The sequence below is a fragment of the Streptomyces sp. NBC_01016 genome (genome assembly GCF_026341035.1).
Lineage (GTDB): Bacteria > Actinomycetota > Actinomycetes > Streptomycetales > Streptomycetaceae > Streptomyces.
Genome location: NZ_JAPEOQ010000002.1, coordinates 1,163,580 through 1,180,588, shown reverse-complemented (window position 1 = coordinate 1,180,588; position 17,009 = coordinate 1,163,580). Strand labels below are relative to the sequence as shown.

General features: G+C 72.2%; 14 protein-coding genes, 1 pseudogene and 1 riboswitch. Of the genes and pseudogenes, 11 read left to right on the top strand and 4 right to left on the bottom strand.

Translation table 11 applies throughout. The annotated features are described in order from the left end of the window. Positions 1-15: 15 nt before the first annotated feature. The gene (locus tag OG746_RS32050) at positions 16-687 is read right to left on the bottom strand and encodes a class II aldolase/adducin family protein (protein WP_266721055.1); all 672 of its coding nucleotides are present in this window, start codon (positions 685-687) and stop codon (positions 16-18) included. Positions 688-887: 200 nt separating this feature from the next. Here OG746_RS32050 and OG746_RS32045 point away from each other — a divergent pair, with 200 nt between their 5' ends. The 8 genes from OG746_RS32045 (at position 888) to OG746_RS32010 (ending at position 10,311) form a co-directional block, all read left to right on the top strand. After that, complete coding sequence (locus tag OG746_RS32045; RefSeq protein WP_266721054.1) at positions 888-1,637, top strand: lysozyme; 750 nt, start codon at positions 888-890, stop codon at positions 1,635-1,637. A 205-nt stretch (positions 1,638-1,842) separates the two neighbouring features. Beyond that, the gene (locus OG746_RS32040) at positions 1,843-3,117 is read left to right on the top strand and encodes an inorganic phosphate transporter (RefSeq protein ID WP_266721053.1); all 1,275 of its coding nucleotides are present in this window, start codon (positions 1,843-1,845) and stop codon (positions 3,115-3,117) included. A 22-nt stretch (positions 3,118-3,139) separates the two neighbouring features. Next, a complete protein-coding gene (locus OG746_RS32035) occupies positions 3,140-3,361 on the top strand; it encodes a hypothetical protein (RefSeq protein WP_266721051.1) in 222 nt (73 codons plus the stop codon). A 124-nt stretch (positions 3,362-3,485) separates the two neighbouring features. Next, a riboswitch (cobalamin riboswitch) is annotated at positions 3,486-3,559 on the top strand. Positions 3,560-3,617: 58 nt separating this feature from the next. Then, the gene (locus tag OG746_RS32030; protein ID WP_266721049.1) at positions 3,618-4,598 is read left to right on the top strand and encodes a cobalamin biosynthesis protein; all 981 of its coding nucleotides are present in this window, start codon (positions 3,618-3,620) and stop codon (positions 4,596-4,598) included. Continuing rightward, on the top strand, positions 4,595-6,142 hold the full coding sequence (locus OG746_RS32025) for a cobyric acid synthase (protein ID WP_266721047.1): 1,548 nt from the start codon (positions 4,595-4,597) through the stop codon (positions 6,140-6,142). Before OG746_RS32030 ends, OG746_RS32025 begins: the two co-directional genes overlap by 4 nt. A 135-nt stretch (positions 6,143-6,277) precedes the next feature. Continuing rightward, positions 6,278-8,365: a putative cobaltochelatase gene (locus tag OG746_RS32020; RefSeq protein WP_266721045.1), complete on the top strand. Its 2,088-nt coding sequence runs from the start codon at positions 6,278-6,280 to the stop codon at positions 8,363-8,365. Next, positions 8,366-8,965 (top strand): cob(I)yrinic acid a,c-diamide adenosyltransferase, encoded by a 600-nt coding sequence (gene cobO / locus OG746_RS32015; RefSeq protein ID WP_266721043.1) that lies wholly within the window; start codon positions 8,366-8,368, stop codon positions 8,963-8,965. Next, complete coding sequence (locus tag OG746_RS32010) at positions 8,959-10,311, top strand: cobyrinic acid a,c-diamide synthase CobB (RefSeq protein ID WP_266721041.1); 1,353 nt, start codon at positions 8,959-8,961, stop codon at positions 10,309-10,311. The genes cobO and OG746_RS32010 overlap by 7 nt, the downstream gene beginning before the upstream one ends. Positions 10,312-10,316: 5 nt before the next feature. Here the strand turns inward: OG746_RS32010 and OG746_RS32005 are convergent, their stop codons facing one another. Further along, positions 10,317-11,051 (bottom strand): ZIP family metal transporter, encoded by a 735-nt coding sequence (locus tag OG746_RS32005; protein ID WP_266721039.1) that lies wholly within the window; start codon positions 11,049-11,051, stop codon positions 10,317-10,319. Positions 11,052-11,057: 6 nt separating this feature from the next. On the opposite strand from OG746_RS32005, the pseudogene OG746_RS32000 reads away from it, so the two are divergent. After that, positions 11,058-11,471, top strand: a pseudogene (locus OG746_RS32000) (cobalamin biosynthesis protein); the annotation flags it as partial. A gap of 70 nt (positions 11,472-11,541) precedes the next feature. Further along, positions 11,542-13,041 (top strand): Rv2231c family histidinol phosphate aminotransferase CobC, encoded by a 1,500-nt coding sequence (gene cobC, locus OG746_RS31990; RefSeq protein WP_524540504.1) that lies wholly within the window; start codon positions 11,542-11,544, stop codon positions 13,039-13,041. A gap of 125 nt (positions 13,042-13,166) precedes the next feature. Here the strand turns inward: cobC and OG746_RS31985 are convergent, their stop codons facing one another. Together OG746_RS31985 and OG746_RS31980 are read right to left on the bottom strand one after the other, a co-directional pair. Further along, on the bottom strand, positions 13,167-14,123 hold the full coding sequence (locus tag OG746_RS31985; protein ID WP_266721037.1) for an SCO1860 family LAETG-anchored protein: 957 nt from the start codon (positions 14,121-14,123) through the stop codon (positions 13,167-13,169). Positions 14,124-14,426: 303 nt separating this feature from the next. Further along, positions 14,427-15,521, bottom strand: coding sequence for an amidohydrolase family protein (locus OG746_RS31980; protein WP_266721036.1), 1,095 nt, complete (start codon positions 15,519-15,521; stop codon positions 14,427-14,429). Between the two features lie 75 nt (positions 15,522-15,596). On the opposite strand from OG746_RS31980, the gene OG746_RS31975 reads away from it, so the two are divergent. Continuing rightward, the gene (locus OG746_RS31975) at positions 15,597-16,697 is read left to right on the top strand and encodes a pyridoxal-phosphate-dependent aminotransferase family protein (RefSeq protein WP_266721034.1); all 1,101 of its coding nucleotides are present in this window, start codon (positions 15,597-15,599) and stop codon (positions 16,695-16,697) included. The last annotated feature ends 312 nt before the right edge of the window (positions 16,698-17,009 follow it).

Genomic DNA, 17,009 nt, shown 5'->3' with positions numbered 1-17,009 from the left:
AACAGCGCGGACCGGTCACCGCGCACCCTGCTGTCCGTACCCGCTCAGCCGCTCCCCCACCTCGCGCAACTGCTCTCCGGTCAGCAGCGACGGGGTCAGGCCGGGGACGGAGTGGGCGGTGAGCCACAGGCGGCACATCCACTCCAGTTGGGCTGTGCGGTCGTAGGCAGCGGCGAGGGTGTCTCCGTATGTGAGGGCGCCGTGGTTCTGAAGTAGGCAACCCGTGCGCCCGGCGAGGGCGCGCAGCATGTTCTCGGCCAACTCCTGTGTTCCGTACGTGGCGTAGGGGGCGACCCGGACGGGGCCGCCGAGCGCCGCCGTCATGTAGTGCACGGGCGGGAGCTCGGCCACGAGCGTGGAGACCGCGGTGGCATGCACGGCGTGGGTGTGCACGACGGCGCGGGCGTCGGTGTGCCGATAGACCGCGAGGTGCATGGGGAGCTCGCTGGTCGGCTTCAGGGTGCCGACCCGCCGCTCCCCGTCGAGGCCGAAGGCGACGAGATCGTCCGGGCCGAGATCCTCGTACGGGACGCCGGTCGGCGTGACGAGGACCAGGTCGCCTTCGTCCCCGCGCACCCGCACCGAGACATTGCCCGAGGTCCCGACGACCAGGCCGTCGGCCACCGTCCGACGGGCCGTCAGCACCAGTTCCTGCCATGCCTCGTCGAGTTCCTGAAGCTGTGTCATGGCGCGCATCCTGCCAGCCTCTTGGCGCGGCAGCCGGAGCGGATGGGTGTGGAGTCCGACCCTCCGGAATCCCCCATATGGGCATTGATCACCCTCTGGTGTTATCTGGCCGACCTTGGACGGGTAATTGATGATCTCTCGCTACTCTCTGGGAGTTCCCTGGGGATTTGTCATGTACGTCGTCACTTTCGGGGGTCACCATGGCTCGCAGCCGCACAGCGTCCTCGCGTCGCCGCCGCGCCGCCGCACTCACGTCCGTCGCCGCACTGACCATCGGCGGCACCCTGCTCGCGGAGCTGCCGGCCCAGGGCGCGGACAAGCCGCGCGGGCACGACGTCTCGTCGCACCAGAAGAACGTGAACTGGCAGAAGGCGAAGAACAAGGGCGCCCGGTTCGTCTACGTCAAGGCGACCGAGTCCACGAACTACCGGAGCCCCTACTTCTCCCGGCAGTACAAGGGCGCCCGCAACGCGGGCATCGTCCGCGGCGCCTACCACTTCGCGCTGCCGCAGAAGTCCTCCGGCAAGGCACAGGCCTCGTACTTCGTACGCAACGGCGGGGCCTGGCGGCGCGACGGCTGGACGCTGCCGCCCGCGCTCGACATTGAGTACAACCCGTACGGCAAGGGCAAGCACCCCTGCTACGGGCTGCGGAAGTCGACGCTGGTGTCCTGGATCAGCTCCTTCAGCAACGAGATCGTCCGCAGCACCGGGCGCCGTCCGGTCATCTACACCAACGCGCGATGGTGGAAGCAGTGCACCGGCAACAGCCGGGCCTTCGCCGCCAACCATGCGTTGTGGCTCGCCCGGTACGACGAGCGCGCCGGCGCACTACCGGCAGGCTGGACCTACTGGACGTTCTGGCAGTACGCCGACAGCGGCCGGCTGCCGGGTGACCAGAATCTCTTCAACGGCTCGATGGCCCAGCTCAAGCGGTTCGCGAAGGGGTAGTCGAAAGGCCCGGCCGAAGACCCCCGGAGCCCTTGGTTCCGGGGCCGTGGCGACCTCGAACCGGAACCGGCGGCGCCGCCTCGTGACAAGCCGAGCAGGACCCCTCCGGATCGGGTCACCGGGGCGCCCGGCCCAGTTCATCTTCCGTTCACTCGGGCTCTTTACGTTCCAAAGAACCACTGACGTCCAACCGAAGCCTGGGTAAATGGAACACATCACGCTGCTCCTAGCGATCGTGATCGTTACCGCGCTGGTCTTTGATTTCACCAACGGTTTCCACGACACCGCCAACGCGATGGCGACGACCATCTCGACTGGCGCTCTCAAGCCGAAGACGGCGGTGGCCATGTCCGCCGTGCTGAACCTCGTCGGAGCGTTCCTCTCCGTCGAAGTCGCGAAGACGATCTCCGGCGGCATCATCAATGAGGACGGCCTCAAGACAGAGGTCATCTTCGCGGCGCTGGTAGGCGCCATCCTCTGGAATCTGCTGACCTGGCTGCTCGGCCTGCCGTCCAGCTCCTCGCACGCCCTGTTCGGTGGCCTCATCGGCGCCGCGGTCATGTCGATGGGCTGGTCCTCGGTCAACGGCGGCACGGTCGTCACCAAGGTGCTGCTGCCCGCGGTGGCCGCGCCGCTCGTCGCCGGCATCGCCTCGATGCTGGCCACCCGCCTCACGTACCGGATCAGCAAGAAGACCGACCAGAAGGCGACCGCCAAGGGCTACCGCGCCGGGCAGATCGCCTCCGCAGGTCTCGTCTCCCTCGCGCACGGCACGAACGACGCGCAGAAGACGATGGGCATCATCACCCTCGCCCTGATCACCGGCGGTGTGCTCGGGCACGACGCCGACCCGCCGCTGTGGGTCATCGTCTCGGCCGGTATGGCCATCGCGCTGGGCACCTACCTGGGCGGCTGGCGCATCATCCGCACCATGGGAAAGGGCCTCACCGAGCTCGCGCCTCAGCAGGGCTTCGCGGCGCAGACCAGTGCGGCGACCGCGATCCTCGCCTCCTCCCACCTGGGCTTCTCCCTCTCCACCACGCAGGTCTGCTCCGGCGGTGTGATGGGTGCGGGCCTCGGCCGCAAGGGCGGCGTCGTCCACTGGTCCACCGCCACCCGGATGTTCGTGGCGTGGGGTCTGACCCTGCCGGCCGCGGGCCTCGTGGGCGCGGGCGCCGAGTTCCTGACCAAGCAGGGCCCGTGGGGCATCGGCCTCACCGCCGCGCTGCTCGTGACCGGCTCGGCGATCATCTGGAAGCTGTCGCGCCGCAACTCCATCGACCACACCAACGTCACGGCGGACGAGCCGCACACCGCCCCCGCGCAGGAGGCCCCGGGTGTCGTGACGACCGCGATCGCCTCGGTCTCCCCGCCGCCGGTGGGCACGGTCGAGACGGTCGAGCCGGAGGCGAAAATACCCGCCCAGCCGAAGGCCGGTGCGGTGAGCGACCCCGCGCGCCCCGCCGGCGTCACGCTGTAGCGCAGAAGGAAGCAGGACAGGAATGAAGATCGACTGGGCGGCCCTCGGCTCCGTCTTCGGTGTCTCTCTCGTCATCACCGTGGCCCTCGTCGGCCTGTTCACCCTCGGCATCGTGGGCCTCTCCAAGCGGGAGTCGGCGGCGCGTGACGGTGGCTCGGCGGCGGTCGCGACGTCCGGGGCGTATGCCTGCTTCGCACTGTGCGCGGCGGCCGTGGCCTACGGGATCTATCTGATCGTGGCCTGATACGCAGTCATACGTGAGCGGGGTGCGGGACGCGACGTCCCGCACCCCGCTTGCGTGATCAACAGCAAGTTGACGTGCCAACTCGGAGCGTGGTGGACTTCCCCCGCCATATACGGCAGCAGCTGAGGAAGCCGGTGCGAATCCGGCGCGGTCCCGCCACTGTGAACCCCCTTCTCCAAAGGGGTGAGCCAGGAACTCTTGCTGCCGGTCTCGTCGAACCAGGGCGTGGACACCCTGAGTGAGGACACCTACCGCCATGCTCGCCCCGCGCGGCACTTGGCGGCACGAGCGCGTGTATGCGTGCGGTGCCGCCGCCGGAATCTTCGCTGACCTTCTTCTCGGCGATCCGCGCCGTGGGCACCCCGTCGCCGGCTTCGGACGCGCAGCCGCGGCCGTCGAGCGCGGGCTCTGGCGGGACCACCGTGGAGTGGGCGCCCTGCACACCGTGGTGTGTGCCGGTGGCGCCGCCGGTGGCGCGGCCCTCGCGTCCCGTCTCGTACGTCGCTCCCCCGTCGCCTCCGTCGCGTTGACGGCCGCAGCCACTTGGGCCGTCGTCGGTGGCACCTCGCTGGGCCGGGAGGCACGCGGCGTAGGGGACGCGCTTGAGGCCGGGGACGTGGAGCGCGCGCGGGAGCTGCTGCCCCGGCTGTGCGGCCGTGATCCGCAGGGGCTCGACGCCGACGGGATCGCCCGCGGCGTCGTCGAGTCCGTCGCCGAGAACACCTCCGACGCCGTCGTGGGCGCGCTCGTGTGGGGCGCGCTCGGCGGGGTGCCGGGCCTGGTCGCCTTCCGCGCCGTGAACACGCTCGACGCGATGGTCGGGCACAAGTCCGTGAAGTACCGGCGGTTCGGCTGGGCCTCGGCCCGCCTCGACGACGTGGCCGGCTGGCCGGGGGCGCGCCTCACCGGCGCCCTCGCGGTCCTCGCCGGCGGCCGCCCCCGGCAGGCGCTCGACGCGTGGCGGGCGGACGCGCGGCGCCACCCCAGTCCGAACGCCGGCGTCGTCGAGTCCTCCTTCGCGGGGGCGCTCGGGGTGCGGCTCGGCGGGACCTTGGCGTACGGCGGCCGGGTCGAGCACCGGCCGGTGCTGAACGCGCCGGGGCGCGCGGTCGAGGTGCGTGATGTGGATCGGGCCGTGCGCTTGTCGCGGCGGGTGTCTCTGTTGGCGTTGGGAGTCTGTGTGGGTGCGCGAGTCTGTGTGGGTGCGCGACGGATACGAGCGCGGGGGCGGCGATGACGGGCGGAGGGCTGCTCGTCGCGGGGACCACCTCCGACGCGGGCAAGAGTGTCGTCACCGCCGGGATCTGCCGGTGGCTGGCGCGCCAAGGTGTGAAGGTCGCGCCGTTCAAGGGGCAGAACATGTCCCTGAACTCGTTCGTGACCAGGGAGGGCGCCGAGATCGGGCGCGCGCAGGCGATGCAGGCGCAGGCCGCGCGGGCCGAGCCGAGCGCGCTGATGAATCCGGTGCTGCTCAAGCCCGGCAGTGACCGCAGCAGCCAGGTCGTGCTCATGGGGAAGCCCGTGGGCGAGCTGAGTGCGCGCGGGTTCTTCGGGGGGTCTGGGGGGTCGTCCCCCGGGGAAAGGCTGCACGGGGGGCGGCAGGCGGCGCTGCTCGACACCGTGGTGGGGTGCCTGGAGGAGCTGCGGGCCACCCATGACGCCGTGATCTGTGAGGGCGCCGGGTCGCCCGCCGAGATCAATCTGCGGCGGACCGACATCGTGAACATGGGGCTTGCGCGGGCGGCGCGGCTGCCGGTGCTTGTCGTGGGGGACATCGACCGGGGCGGGGTGTTCGCGTCCTTCTTCGGGACGACTGCGCTGCTGGCGCCTGAGGACCAGGAGCTCCTTGCCGGGTATCTGGTGAACAAGTTCCGGGGTGACGTGAGCCTGTTGGAGCCGGGGCTCGACATGCTCAAGTCCCTTACGGGGCGCGACACTTACGGCGTGCTGCCGTTCCAGCACGGGCTCGGGATCGACGAGGAGGACGGGCTCCGGGTGTCCCTGCGGGGGGCCGTACGGGAGTCGGTCGTGGCGCCGCCCGTGGGTGAGGACGTGCTGCGGGTCGCCGTGTGTGCGGTGCCGCTGATGTCGAACTTCACCGATGTGGACGCGCTGGCCGCCGAGCCCGGTGTCGTCGTGCGGTTCGTGGACCGGGCCGAGGAGCTCGTCGACGCGGATCTGGTCGTGGTGCCGGGGACGCGGGGGACGGTGCGGGCGCTGGAGTGGTTGCGCGAGCGCGGGCTCGCGGACGCGCTCGCGCGGCGGGCCGCCGAGGGGCGTCCGGTGCTCGGTATTTGCGGTGGGTTCCAGGTGCTCGGCGAAACGATCGAGGACGAGGTCGAGTCGCGGGCCGGCGTCGTGGACGGGCTCGGGCTGCTTCCCGTACGGGTGCGGTTCGAGGCCGAGAAGACGCTTGCGCGGCCGGTCGGGGAGGCGCTCGGGGAGTACGTCGAGGGGTACGAGATCCATCACGGGGTCGCCGATGTGCGGGGCGGCGAGGCGTTCTTGGACGGGTGCCGGGTTGGTTCCGTGTGGGGGACGCACTGGCACGGGTCGCTTGAGGCGGACGGGTTTCGGCGGGCGTTCCTTCGGGAGGTCGCGGCGGGGGCCGGTCGACGGTTCGTTCCGGCGGCGGATACGTCGTTCGAGGCGTTGCGGGAGGAGCAGCTTGATCGGCTCGGGGATCTGATTGAGCGGCATGCCGATACGGATGCGTTGTGGCGGTTGATCGAGGGGGGTGCGCCTGGGGGGTTGCCGTTTGTGCCGCCCGGGGCGCCGTGATGGGAGTCGCCCCCGCCGCCCCTTCCCGTCCCGTCCCTGGGGGCTGCGCCCCCTTGCCCCCCAAAAGATTGCGCAGTTCCCCGCGCCCCTGATCGTGCCCCTGGACACGTTTTACTCGCTGGAGGTTGTTGGCTGATGCCTACCCCCTTTCCGTTCACCGCTGTCGTCGGGCAGGACGATCTGCGGCTTGCTCTGTTGTTGAATGCTGTGTCGCCCGCCGTCGGCGGTGTGCTCGTGCGTGGGGAGAAGGGGACTGCCAAGTCCACCGCCGTGCGGGCGCTCTCCGCGTTGATGCCGGATGTCGATGTCGTCGCCGGGTGTCGGTTCTCGTGTGATCCGGCGGGGCCGGATCCGCAGTGCCCGGACGGGCCGCACGCCGAGACGCCTGGTGCTCAACGCGGCGCGCGCATGGTCGAGTTGCCCGTCGGGGCCTCCGAGGACCGGCTCGTGGGCGCGCTCGACATCGAGCGGGCGCTCTCCGAGGGCGTGAAGGCCTTCGAGCCGGGGCTGCTTGCCGACGCCCATCGCGGGATTCTGTATGTGGATGAAGTGAATCTGCTGCATGACCATCTCGTTGATCTGCTGCTTGATGCTGCTGCCATGGGGGCCTCCTACGTAGAGCGTGAGGGTGTCTCCGTGCGGCATGCCGCGCGTTTTCTGCTCGTTGGGACGATGAATCCCGAAGAGGGCGAGCTGCGGCCGCAGTTGCTCGACCGGTTCGGGCTGACCGTGGAGGTCGCGGCTTCGCGTGAGCCGGAGCAGCGGGTGGAGGTCGTCAAGCGGCGGCTCGCCTACGACGACCACCCGGAGGAGTTCGCCGGGCGGTGGGCCGAGGACGAGGCCGAAGTACGGGCCAAGATTGTCGCCGCGCGTGAACTGCTCCCCCAAGTACGGCTCGGTGACCGGGCGTTGACGCAGATCGCGGCGACGTGCGCGGCCTTCGAGGTGGACGGCATGCGCGCCGACATCGTGATGGCGCGCACCGCCACCGCGCTCGCCGCCTGGGCGGGGCGCACCGACGTGCTGGCGGAGGACGTGCGGCAGGCCGCGCTGCTCGCGCTCCCGCACCGCAGGCGCCGGAACCCCTTCGACGCGCCGGGTCTCGACGAGGACAAGCTCGACGAGACCCTGGACGAGTTCGCACCCGAGGACGAGCCTGAAGGGAACTCCGAGGGCGACGGAGACGGGGACGACGATCCCGACGGGGGGCCCGACGGTGGCGGCCCCGGTGGTGGCGTGCCGCCGCAGGACGGGCCGCACGACGCCCCGCAGGAGACCAAGGACCCGCAGGACGACGCTCCGGCCGGTGACGACGACCGGGAGGACTCCCCCGAGGAGCCCGCCGCCGCCCCCGCGTCCGGCGGCGGAGCCCCCGAGCAGAAGCCCGTGTCGGCCGGCGAGCCCTTTCGTACGAAGATGCTGAGCGTTCCCGGCCTCGGTGAGGGAGCCTCGGGGCGGCGGTCCCGGGCGCGTACCGAGCACGGCCGCACCACAGGGGCGACGCGGCCCCGTGGCGCCCTGACGAAGCTGCACCTGGCGGCGACCGTGCAGGCCGCGGCCCCGCACCAGCGGGCGCGCGGCCGTTCGGGCCGGGGGCTCGTCGTACGCCGCGACGACCTGCGGCAGGCGACCCGCGAGGGGCGCGAGGGGAATCTCGTCCTGTTCGTGGTCGACGCCTCGGGATCGATGGCGGCGCGGCAGCGGATGACCGCCGTGAAGGGCGCCGTGCTTTCGCTGCTGCTCGACGCGTACCAGCGGCGGGACAAGGTGGGGCTCGTGACCTTCCGGAAGTCGGCGGCCGAGGTCGCCCTGCCGCCCACGTCGAGCGTGGACGCGGCGGCGAGCCGCCTCGAGTCGCTGCCGACCGGCGGGCGCACCCCGCTGGCGGCCGGTCTGCTCAAGGCGCACGAGGTGCTGCGCGTGGAGCGGTTGCGGGATCCGGCGCGGCGGCCGCTGATGGTCGTCGTGACCGACGGGCGGGCGACCGGCGGCCCCGAGCCCGTGCAGCTGGCGGGCCGCGCGGCCGGGCTGCACGCGGCCGAGGGGACGGCGAGCGTCGTCGTCGACTGCGAGACCGGCATGGTGCGGCTCGGGCTCGCCACCGAACTCGCGGGTCGGCTGGGCGGCACCGCCGTCACGCTGGACGAGCTGCGGGCGGACTCGATCGCCGGGCTCGTGAAGGACGTCACTGGAACGCAGAACACCATCAGGAGGGCCGCTTAAATGCCGCAGGGACAGCCGAGTGTCGTACCGAACGACGGGCTGACGACACGTCAGCGTCGCAACCGTCCACTGGTGTTCGTGCACACCGGCATCGGCAAGGGAAAGTCGACGGCCGCGTTCGGGCTCGCGCTGCGCGCCTGGAACCAGGGCTGGCCGATCGGGGTGTTCCAGTTCGTCAAGTCGGCGAAGTGGAAGGTCGGCGAGGAGAACGCGCTCAAGACGCTCGGCGCGAGCGGCGAGGGCGGCACCGTGGCCTGGCACAAGATGGGCGAGGGCTGGTCGTGGGTGCAGCGCGACGATCAGGCCGACAACGAGGAGAAGGCGCGCGAGGGCTGGGAGCAGGTCAAGCGGGACCTGGCCGCCGAGACGTACAGGCTGTACGTGCTCGACGAGTTCGCCTACCCGATGCACTGGGGCTGGATCGACGTGGACGACGTCATCGAGACGCTGCGGAACCGTCCCGGGCAGCAGCATGTTGTCATCACCGGCCGCAACGCCCCTGAGAAGCTGGTCGAGTTCGCGGATCTCGTCACCGACATGTCGAAGGTGAAGCACCCGATGGACGAGGGCCAGAAGGGCCAGCGGGGCATCGAGTGGTAGTCGACGTTCCCCGCCTGGTGGTCGCCGCGCCCGCCTCCGGCACCGGCAAGACGACCGTGGCGACGGGCCTGATGGCGGCGTTCGCCGAGCGCGGGCTCGCCGTGTCGCCGCACAAGGTGGGGCCCGACTACATCGACCCCGGCTATCACGCGCTCGCGACCGGGCGTCCCGGGCGGAACCTCGACGCGTACATGTGCGGGCCCGAGCTCGTCGCCCCGCTGTTCGCGCACGGCTCGGCGGGGTGCGAACTCGCCGTCGTGGAAGGCGTGATGGGCCTGTTCGACGGTGCGTCGGGAGAGGGCGAGCTGGCCTCGACGGCGCACGTCGCGAAGCTGCTCAAGGCTCCCGTCGTACTCGTCGTCGACGCCTCCTCGCAGTCGCGGTCGGTGGCGGCGCTCGTGCACGGCTTCGCCTCCTTCGACCCCGAGGTGCGCCTCGCGGGCGTCATCCTCAACAAGGTCGGCTCCGACCGCCACGAGGAGCTGCTGCGCGAGGCCATGGAGGAGGTCGGCGTCCCGGTGTTCGGGTCCCTGCGCCGCACCCCCCAAGTAGCCACGCCGTCACGCCACTTGGGCCTGGTCCCGGTGGCCGAGCGCAGCACGGAGGCGGTGGACTCGGTCCGGGCCGCTGCCGCGATGGTGCGGGAGGGGTGTGACCTGGAGGGGTTGCTGGCCCTGGCCCGCACGGCCCCGCCGCTGGCGACGGAGGCGTGGAGCCTTCCGGAGGCCGCCGCGATGCGGGACAGGCCCGTCGTGGCGGTCGCGGGTGGTGCCGCGTTCACCTTCTCGTACACCGAGCACACGGAACTCCTCCGCGCGGCCGGCGCCGACGTCGTCACGTTCGACCCGCTGCACGACGAGGCCCTCCCGGAGGACACCGCGGCGATCGTCATCGGTGGCGGCTTCCCCGAGGTCTACGCCCCCGAGCTCTCCGCCAACGAACAGCTCCGCAAGGCCGTGGCCGAGCTGGCCCGCGGCGGCGCCCCCGTGATCGCCGAGTGCGCGGGCCTGCTCTACCTCTCCCGCTCGCTCGACGGCCGGCCGATGTGCGGGGTGCTCGACGCGGACGCGAAGATGTCCGGCCGCCTCACCCTCGGCTACCGGGACGCCGTGGCCCTGACCGACAGCCCGCTCACCCCGGCAGGGGCCCGGCTGCGCGGCCACGAGTTCCACCGGACCGTGCTCAAGCCGGGCGCGGGGCCCACGCCCGCCTGGGGCATGCGGCTGCCGACGCCGCGCGTCGAGGGCTTCGTACAGGGCGGCGTGCACGCCAGCTATCTGCACACGCACTGGGCGGCGCTGCCGGACATCGCGCACCGCCTGGTCCAGTGGAGCGGCGCACGGTGAACGGGTCACCCCGCGAGCCCCACCACGAGCCAGATGAAGGCCGCGCCCGCGACGGTGCACAGCAGCGTCGAGCGGGCCGGGTGCTCGTGGTGGGCCTCGGGAAGGATCTCGGCGGCGGCCAGGTAGAGCAGCACGCCGCCGAAGAAGCCGAGATAGCCGCCGAGCAATTGCTCCGGAATGGTGAACAGGAGCGTGGACGCGGCGCCCACGACCGGCGCCGCGGCGTCCGCGAACAGCATGATCAACGCCTTGCGGCGGGCGTTCCCGTAGAGCCGGGTGATCGTGTACGTGTTGAAGCCGTCGGCGAAGTCGTGGGCGATCACGGCGAGCGCCACGGCGGTGCCCATGCCGCCGCCGATCTGGAAGGCGGCGCCGATCGCCATGCCGTCCATCAGGCTGTGCCCGACCATCGCGGACGCCGCCGTGATCCCCACCTCGGGGGCCCGGCCGCCCGACGCCCCTTCCTCCGCCCCGTGGGCGGCCTGGCGGCGGGCCAGCAGGTGCTCCATGATGTGCGCCCCGAGGAATCCGGCCACGAACAGCAGCAGCGCCGCCGGCACCCCGAACACCTCGCCGCCCGCCGCTTCCAGTGCCTCGGGCAGCAGGTCGAGGCCGACCACGCCGAGCATCAGGCCACCGGCGAGGCCGAGCACCAGGTGGCGCCGGTCGGTGACCCGCTGCGCGGTCCAGCCGCCGACCAAAGTCATCAAGAAGGCGCTCAGCGCCACGATCACGGCCATGGCCCCTTGCTAACCCATCCGGGGGCCTCCGCGCACATCCTGCGGGGCGTGGTCGTCGGTGTCGGGGCCCGGTCCGGCGCCCCGGCGGACGAAGTTCTCGGGCTCGTCCGGGCCGCGCTGGCCGAGGCGGGCGCGACGGACGTCCTGGCGCTCGCGACGGTCGACGCCAAGGGCCGGGAGCCCGGCATCGTCGCGGCGGCAGAGGCGCTGGGCGTGCCCCTGGAGACGTACGACGCCGAGCGGCTCGCCGCCGTTCCCGTGCCGCATCCGTCCGCGCGGGCCCGCGACGCGGTGGGCACCCCGTCGGTCGCCGAGGCCGCCGCGCTCGTACGGGGCGGTGAACTGCTCGTCCCGAAGCGGACGTCGGCCGGGGCGGGCGGGGGTCCGGGCCGGGTGACGTGTGCGGTGGCGCGGCCGGGGTAGGGACCGGCCCTGCTTCTCCCTCCTCCTGGATTCCCCCTCTCGACCTCCCCGCAAGGAGCCCGTCCCCATGCACACCCCTCCCCCGGCCCTGCTCGCCGCCCTGGAGCAACGGCTCGACGACGTTCTGGGCGGCGGCCCCCGCACACCGCGCGACCGGGCCGATGTGACCGTGCTGCTCGTCGGGGCCGGCTCGGCCGACTCCGCGGCCAACGCCGAACTCGCCGCCGCCGCACGGCTGTTGTGGGAGGGCAGCGGCTACGCGGGCGTGGAACCGGCGTATGTGTCGGCGGCGCCCGACGTGCCCGCGGGGCTCGACCGGTGTGCGGCGCTCGGCGCGCGGCGGGTCGTCGTGCTGCCCTACGGAACCCTGCCCGCGCAGCGGCTCCACGCGCAGGCCGTGGGGTGGGCCGCGGCGCATCCGGAGGTGGACGTGCGTTGCGCGGCCGCCCCGGACGTGGCGGCCCCGATCGGCGGGCCCGATCTACGGCACCACGGGGACGCCGAAGTCCGCGACGACGGCGAGAAGTTGACGGATCTCGCGGTGAACGTGCGCACGGGCACGCCGCCGTCCTGGCTGCGGGAGCACATCGCCGGGTCCCTGGAAGGGCTCGCGGCGTATCCGGACGGGCGGGCCGCGCGGGCCGCGGTGGCGGCGCACCACGGGGTGCCGGTGGAGCGGGTGCTGCTCACGGCCGGGGCGGCGGAGGCGTTCGTGCTGCTCGCGCGGGCGCTGCGGGTGCGCAGGCCTGTGGTCGTACACCCTCAATTCACCGAGCCCGAGGCGGCGTTGGAGGATGCCGGGCACGCGGTGGGGCGGGTGCTGCTGCGGGAGGAGGACGGGTTCCGGCTCGATCCGGCGCTCGTGCCGCACGACGCGGATCTGGTGGTCGTCGGCAACCCCACGAACCCGACCTCCGTGCTGCACCCGGCGGACGCGCTGACCCGGCTGGCGCGCCCGGGACGGTTCCTGGTGGTCGACGAGGCGTTCATGGACGCCGTGCCGGGCGAGCGCGAGTCCCTGGCGGGGCGGACGGACGTGCCGGGGCTCATCGTCCTGCGGAGCCTGACGAAGACGTGGGGCCTTGCCGGGCTGCGGGTCGGGTATGTGATGGCGGAGCCGGAGGTGGTGGCGGCGCTTGAGCAAGCGCAGCCGTTGTGGCCGGTGTCCTCGCCCGCGCTCGTCGCCGCGCAGGCGTGCGTGTCCGCCCGCGGGGTGGCGGAGGCGGCGGACGCGGCGGTTGCCGTCGCGGCGGACCGGGAGTATCTGGTGGGCCTGCTGCGGGGGTTGGCGTCGTACGGGGTGTCGGTGGCCGGGCCCGCGGAGGGCCCGTTCGTCCTGGTGCGGATCCCGGGCGCGGGTTCCGTGCGGGAGCGGTTGCGGGGTATCGGTTTCGCGGTGCGTCGCGGCGACACCTTCCCGGGCCTCGGCCCGGACTGGGTCCGCCTCGCGGTCCGGGACCGGGCGACGAGCGGGTGCTTCGTGGAGGCGCTGCGCGACGTGCTCGCCTCGGGGCAGGGCCCCGGGACCGTTCGCCGCTGCGGCAATTCCAGCCCCTCCGGCGATTGAGGAGCGGGGTCCGGGGCGGAGCCCCGTGACCTCAGCGCCGGAGGGGCGAAAAGATTGGGGCTCCGCCCCATACCCCGCTGCTCAATCGCCGCAGGGGCTGAAAGTGCCGCAGGCGGCCCGAACAGTTACGCCCGGCTGCGGCCCCGGCGGGCCATCGCCACCGCTCCACCGCCGGCGGCAAGCAGCACGATCGCGCCGCCCGCGATGTACGGAGTCATCTCGTTGCCACCCGTCTCCGCGAGGTCCTGCTTGTCGGCCGCCGGCTGCGCCTGCGTCTTCTGGACCGGGGTGTCGGCCTTCTCACCCTGAGGCTCCGGCTTCGGCTTGGGCGCCGGCGCCTCCGCCGCCTTCGGCGTCTCGCACGTGGCCTCCGCGAGCGTGACCTCGCCGTCGACCTCCGCCACGTTGAGGTTCAACGGGTTGACGTGCACCTTGAGTTGGAGGGCGGATGCCGCCGCCGTGGTGTCCGTCGTGGACCGGTTGGAGAGGCCGAGCGTCACCTCGCCGACCCCCGGGACCTTGATGGACGTCGTGCCGCCGGTCGACAGCGTGATCTTCTTGCCGAGGACGGTGACGCCGCCCAGCAGGTTCGACTCGGCGACCGGCTTCTCGCCCGCCACGCACGTCGCCTTGGACGTCACCTGGCCGACCTCGATCAGGGAGAGCAGCGGAAGGCCCGGGACGTGGACCTTGGCGTGGGCGAGCTCCGTGAAGCCCTCCGCCGTGTCGCCCTCGACCGTGGCCTTCGTCCGCGCCACGTCGGCGCGCAGCACGCTGAACGGCTGTCCGCCGTCGACCCCGTCCAGCTGGGCGGTCAGCGCGGTCTGGTCGGCGCTCTTGGGCGCCTGCACCTCGTTCAGCGAGACCTTGAGCGGGACGTTCACGGTCTTGTTGAGGAGGGATACGTCGAGTCCTGTGCGGAGCACGACCGCGCCGGCCTTGCCGCCGCTGTGCTCGGTGGCCGCGGCCGGGCCCGCGGTCGCGAGCACGGTGGGGCCGAGGGCGAGCGCGGTGACGGCGGCGGTCGCGGCGACGCGACGGGCGGGCGTGCGCAGGACGGTGGTCAGGGTGGAGCTGGGCATGCTGGTGGGACCCCCATAGAGAGCTGAACCGGGACAGCGCCGGGACGGGACGGTCCCGGCTGGTCATCGTTGAGGGAATCTTTACGCACTGAGAGTGAACGGTCAGCACCGAGGCGTGAGTTCACCCCAACGGGGCGTTTCCGCGCACGTCTTCGAATCTTCGGGCTCGCGCGTTCCCATCCGCCCCACCGCTGTCGCCCACAGGTCGCTCGTACTGTCGATGCGCCGCTCGTACGCGGGTTGACCGCGCGGGCGCCGCCAAGTGGTGTGCAACGAGCCCCGGGGCGCGGGAGTAACGCTGCGTCAACCCACCACGTTGCCCCGCAGCACGATCCTGCGCGGCGCCGCCAACACCCGTACGTCGTCGCGCGGATCGGACCCGTAGACCACGAGGTCCGCGGGCGCGCCCTCCTCCAGGCCGGGGCGGCCGAGCCAGGAGCGCGCGCCCCACGCCGTCGCCGCGAGCGCCTCGACGGGCGGGATGCCGGCCCGCACCAGCTCCTCGACCTCGCCCGCGACCAGGCCGTGCGCGAGGGAGCCGCCCGCGTCCGTGCCGACGTAGACCGGGATCCCGGCGTCGTAGGCATTGCGGACGGTGTCGTAGCGGCGGTCGTACAGGCGGCGCATGTGGGCCGACCAGTCGGGGAACTTGCTCTCGCCGCCCGCCGCGAGCTGCGGGAACGTGGCGATGTTCACGAGGGTCGGGACGATCGCCACGCCGCGCTCCGCGAAGAGCGGGATGGTGTCGTCGGTCAGGCCCGTGGCGTGCTCGATGCAGTCGATGCCCGCCTCGACGAGATCGCGCAGCGAGTCCTCCGCGAAGCAGTGGGCCGTGACGCGGGCGCCCAGGCGGTGCGCCTCGGCGATCGCCGCCTCGACCGCGTCGCGCGGCCAGCAGGCGCCGAGGTCGCCCGTCCCCCGGTCGATCCAGTCGCCGACGAGCTTGACCCAGCCGTCGCCACGCCGCGCCTCCTGGGCGACGTACGCGACGAGCTCATCGGGCTCGATCTCGTGCGCGAAATTGCGAATGTAACGACGCGTGCGGGCGATGTGGCGGCCGGCGCGGATGATGCGCGGCAGATCCTCGCGGTCGTCGACCCAGCGGGTGTCGGAGGGGGAGCCCGCGTCGCGCAGCAGCAGCGTGCCGTGGTCGCGGTCGGTCAGGGCCTGCTTCTCGGCGGTCTCGGCGTCGACGGGGCCGTGTGTGCCGAGCCCGACGTGGCAGTGCGCGTCGACCAGGCCCGGCAGCGCCCAGCCCTCGACCGTGGTGACGTCGGGGCCCGCCGTCACGGGCCGGTCGTATGCGATCCGGCCGTCCACCACCCACAGTTCGTCGCGTACGTCGTCGGGCCCGACGAGGACCCGTCCCTTCACGTGCAGTACCCCGCCAATACTCATGCGCGCAGCCTATGAGGCGGTGGGTACGCTCGACACCGGCACCCGTACGAACCCGTGAGCGAAGAGAGCACCACCGTGACGCATCCGTTTCTCGACCTGGCCCCGTTGAGCGCCGAGCATTTCGCCTCCATCGAGGACCGCGTGGCCCGGCTGATGGACACCTCGCAGAACGTCGTGATCATGCAGGGTGAGGCGCTGCTTCCGCTGGAGGGCGCGATCCGTGCCGCCGCGGGCCCCGGCACGGTGGCGCTGAACGTGATCACCGGCCCGTACGGGCAGGCCTTCGGCGACTGGCTGCGCGACTGCGGCGCCACCGTGCACGACCTGGCGGTGCCCTTCCACACGGCCGTCACCGCCGAGCAGGTCGGGCAGGCGCTCGCCGAGCACCCCGAGATCGACTTCGTGTCCCTGGTGCACGCGGAGGCCGCGACCGGCAACACCAACCCGGTCGCCGAGATCGGTGAAGTGGTGCGCAAGCACGGTGCGTTGTTCTACCTGGACGCCGTCGCGTCGATCGCCGCCGAGCCGGTACTCCCGGACGCCTGGGGCGTGGACCTGTGCGTGATCGGCGCGCAGAAGGCGATGGGCGGTCCGGCCGGTGTCTCGGCCGTGTCGGTGAGCGCGCGGGCCTGGGAGCGGATGGCCGCCAACCCGAACGCGCCGCGCCACTCCTACCTCTCGCTCCTCGACTGGAAGCAGCGGTGGGTGGACGGCGGCCGCAAGGCGCTGCTGCATGCTCCGGCGCAGCTGGAGATGCTCGCCCTGGAGGCGTGCGTGGAGCGCATCGAGGGCGAGGGCCTGGACGCCCTGATGGCGCGGCACGCCTCGGCCGCGGCCGCCACGCGCGCCGGAACGCTCGCGCTGGGCGGTGGACTTGAGCCATACGTCCACGAAGCCCGGGACGCCGCCCCTGTCGCCACTACACTGCGCGCGCCGGCCGGTACGGACGCCCGTGAGCTGGTGGCGAAGGCGCTGGCCGTGGACCCGGTCCTGCCGCTGGTCGCGGGTGGTGGCGCGCTCGCTCAGGAGATGATCCGGGTCAACCACTACGGTCCGCAGGCGACCCGCGGCGTCGTGCAGTCCTCGCTCGCCGCACTCGGCGGGGCGCTCGCCGAGGCCGGGTTCGAGGTCGATCTGGAAGGGGCGCGAAAGGCGGTCGCGGCCGCCTGGGAATAAGCGCCCCGGCGCGCGAACCCGCGCACTCACCACTAGGCGTCGCCCTTTTCGGGGCGGCGCCTTTGTTTTTATCGAGAAATTGTTCAGACAGAATTGTCCCGCGTTTTATCAGAGCCATCCGGCGAGGCTTCCTGTTCTGCTTCTGCCCGCTTTCCCGCACCGTAAACACTCAGGTTTCGTCAACGGGAACCGACGTAATTCGGACTCGTCTCGTAGCGATTACGACGCTGTGACGTACTCCACACGAATTTAGATACGCCCGTTTTGTCCGGCTCAAACCGGGACATACCGCCGCGATTTCGTGCGCGCGCT

What these genes read in the sequence shown, in the direction of transcription:
- OG746_RS32050 (WP_266721055.1), bottom strand. Translation starts at nt 687, where the DNA reads ATGACACAGCTTCAGGAACTCGACGAGGCATGGCAGGAACTGGTGCTG.
- OG746_RS32045 (WP_266721054.1), top strand. Translation starts at nt 888, where the DNA reads ATGGCTCGCAGCCGCACAGCGTCCTCGCGTCGCCGCCGCGCCGCCGCA.
- OG746_RS32040 (WP_266721053.1), top strand. Translation starts at nt 1,843, where the DNA reads ATGGAACACATCACGCTGCTCCTAGCGATCGTGATCGTTACCGCGCTG.
- OG746_RS32035 (WP_266721051.1), top strand. Translation starts at nt 3,140, where the DNA reads ATGAAGATCGACTGGGCGGCCCTCGGCTCCGTCTTCGGTGTCTCTCTC.
- OG746_RS32030 (WP_266721049.1), top strand. Translation starts at nt 3,618, where the DNA reads ATGCTCGCCCCGCGCGGCACTTGGCGGCACGAGCGCGTGTATGCGTGC.
- OG746_RS32025 (WP_266721047.1), top strand. Translation starts at nt 4,595, where the DNA reads ATGACGGGCGGAGGGCTGCTCGTCGCGGGGACCACCTCCGACGCGGGC.
- OG746_RS32020 (WP_266721045.1), top strand. Translation starts at nt 6,278, where the DNA reads ATGCCTACCCCCTTTCCGTTCACCGCTGTCGTCGGGCAGGACGATCTG.
- cobO (WP_266721043.1), top strand. Translation starts at nt 8,366, where the DNA reads ATGCCGCAGGGACAGCCGAGTGTCGTACCGAACGACGGGCTGACGACA.
- OG746_RS32005 (WP_266721039.1), bottom strand. Translation starts at nt 11,051, where the DNA reads ATGGCCGTGATCGTGGCGCTGAGCGCCTTCTTGATGACTTTGGTCGGC.
- cobC (WP_524540504.1), top strand. Translation starts at nt 11,542, where the DNA reads ATGCACACCCCTCCCCCGGCCCTGCTCGCCGCCCTGGAGCAACGGCTC.
- OG746_RS31985 (WP_266721037.1), bottom strand. Translation starts at nt 14,123, where the DNA reads ATGCCCAGCTCCACCCTGACCACCGTCCTGCGCACGCCCGCCCGTCGC.
- OG746_RS31980 (WP_266721036.1), bottom strand. Translation starts at nt 15,521, where the DNA reads ATGAGTATTGGCGGGGTACTGCACGTGAAGGGACGGGTCCTCGTCGGG.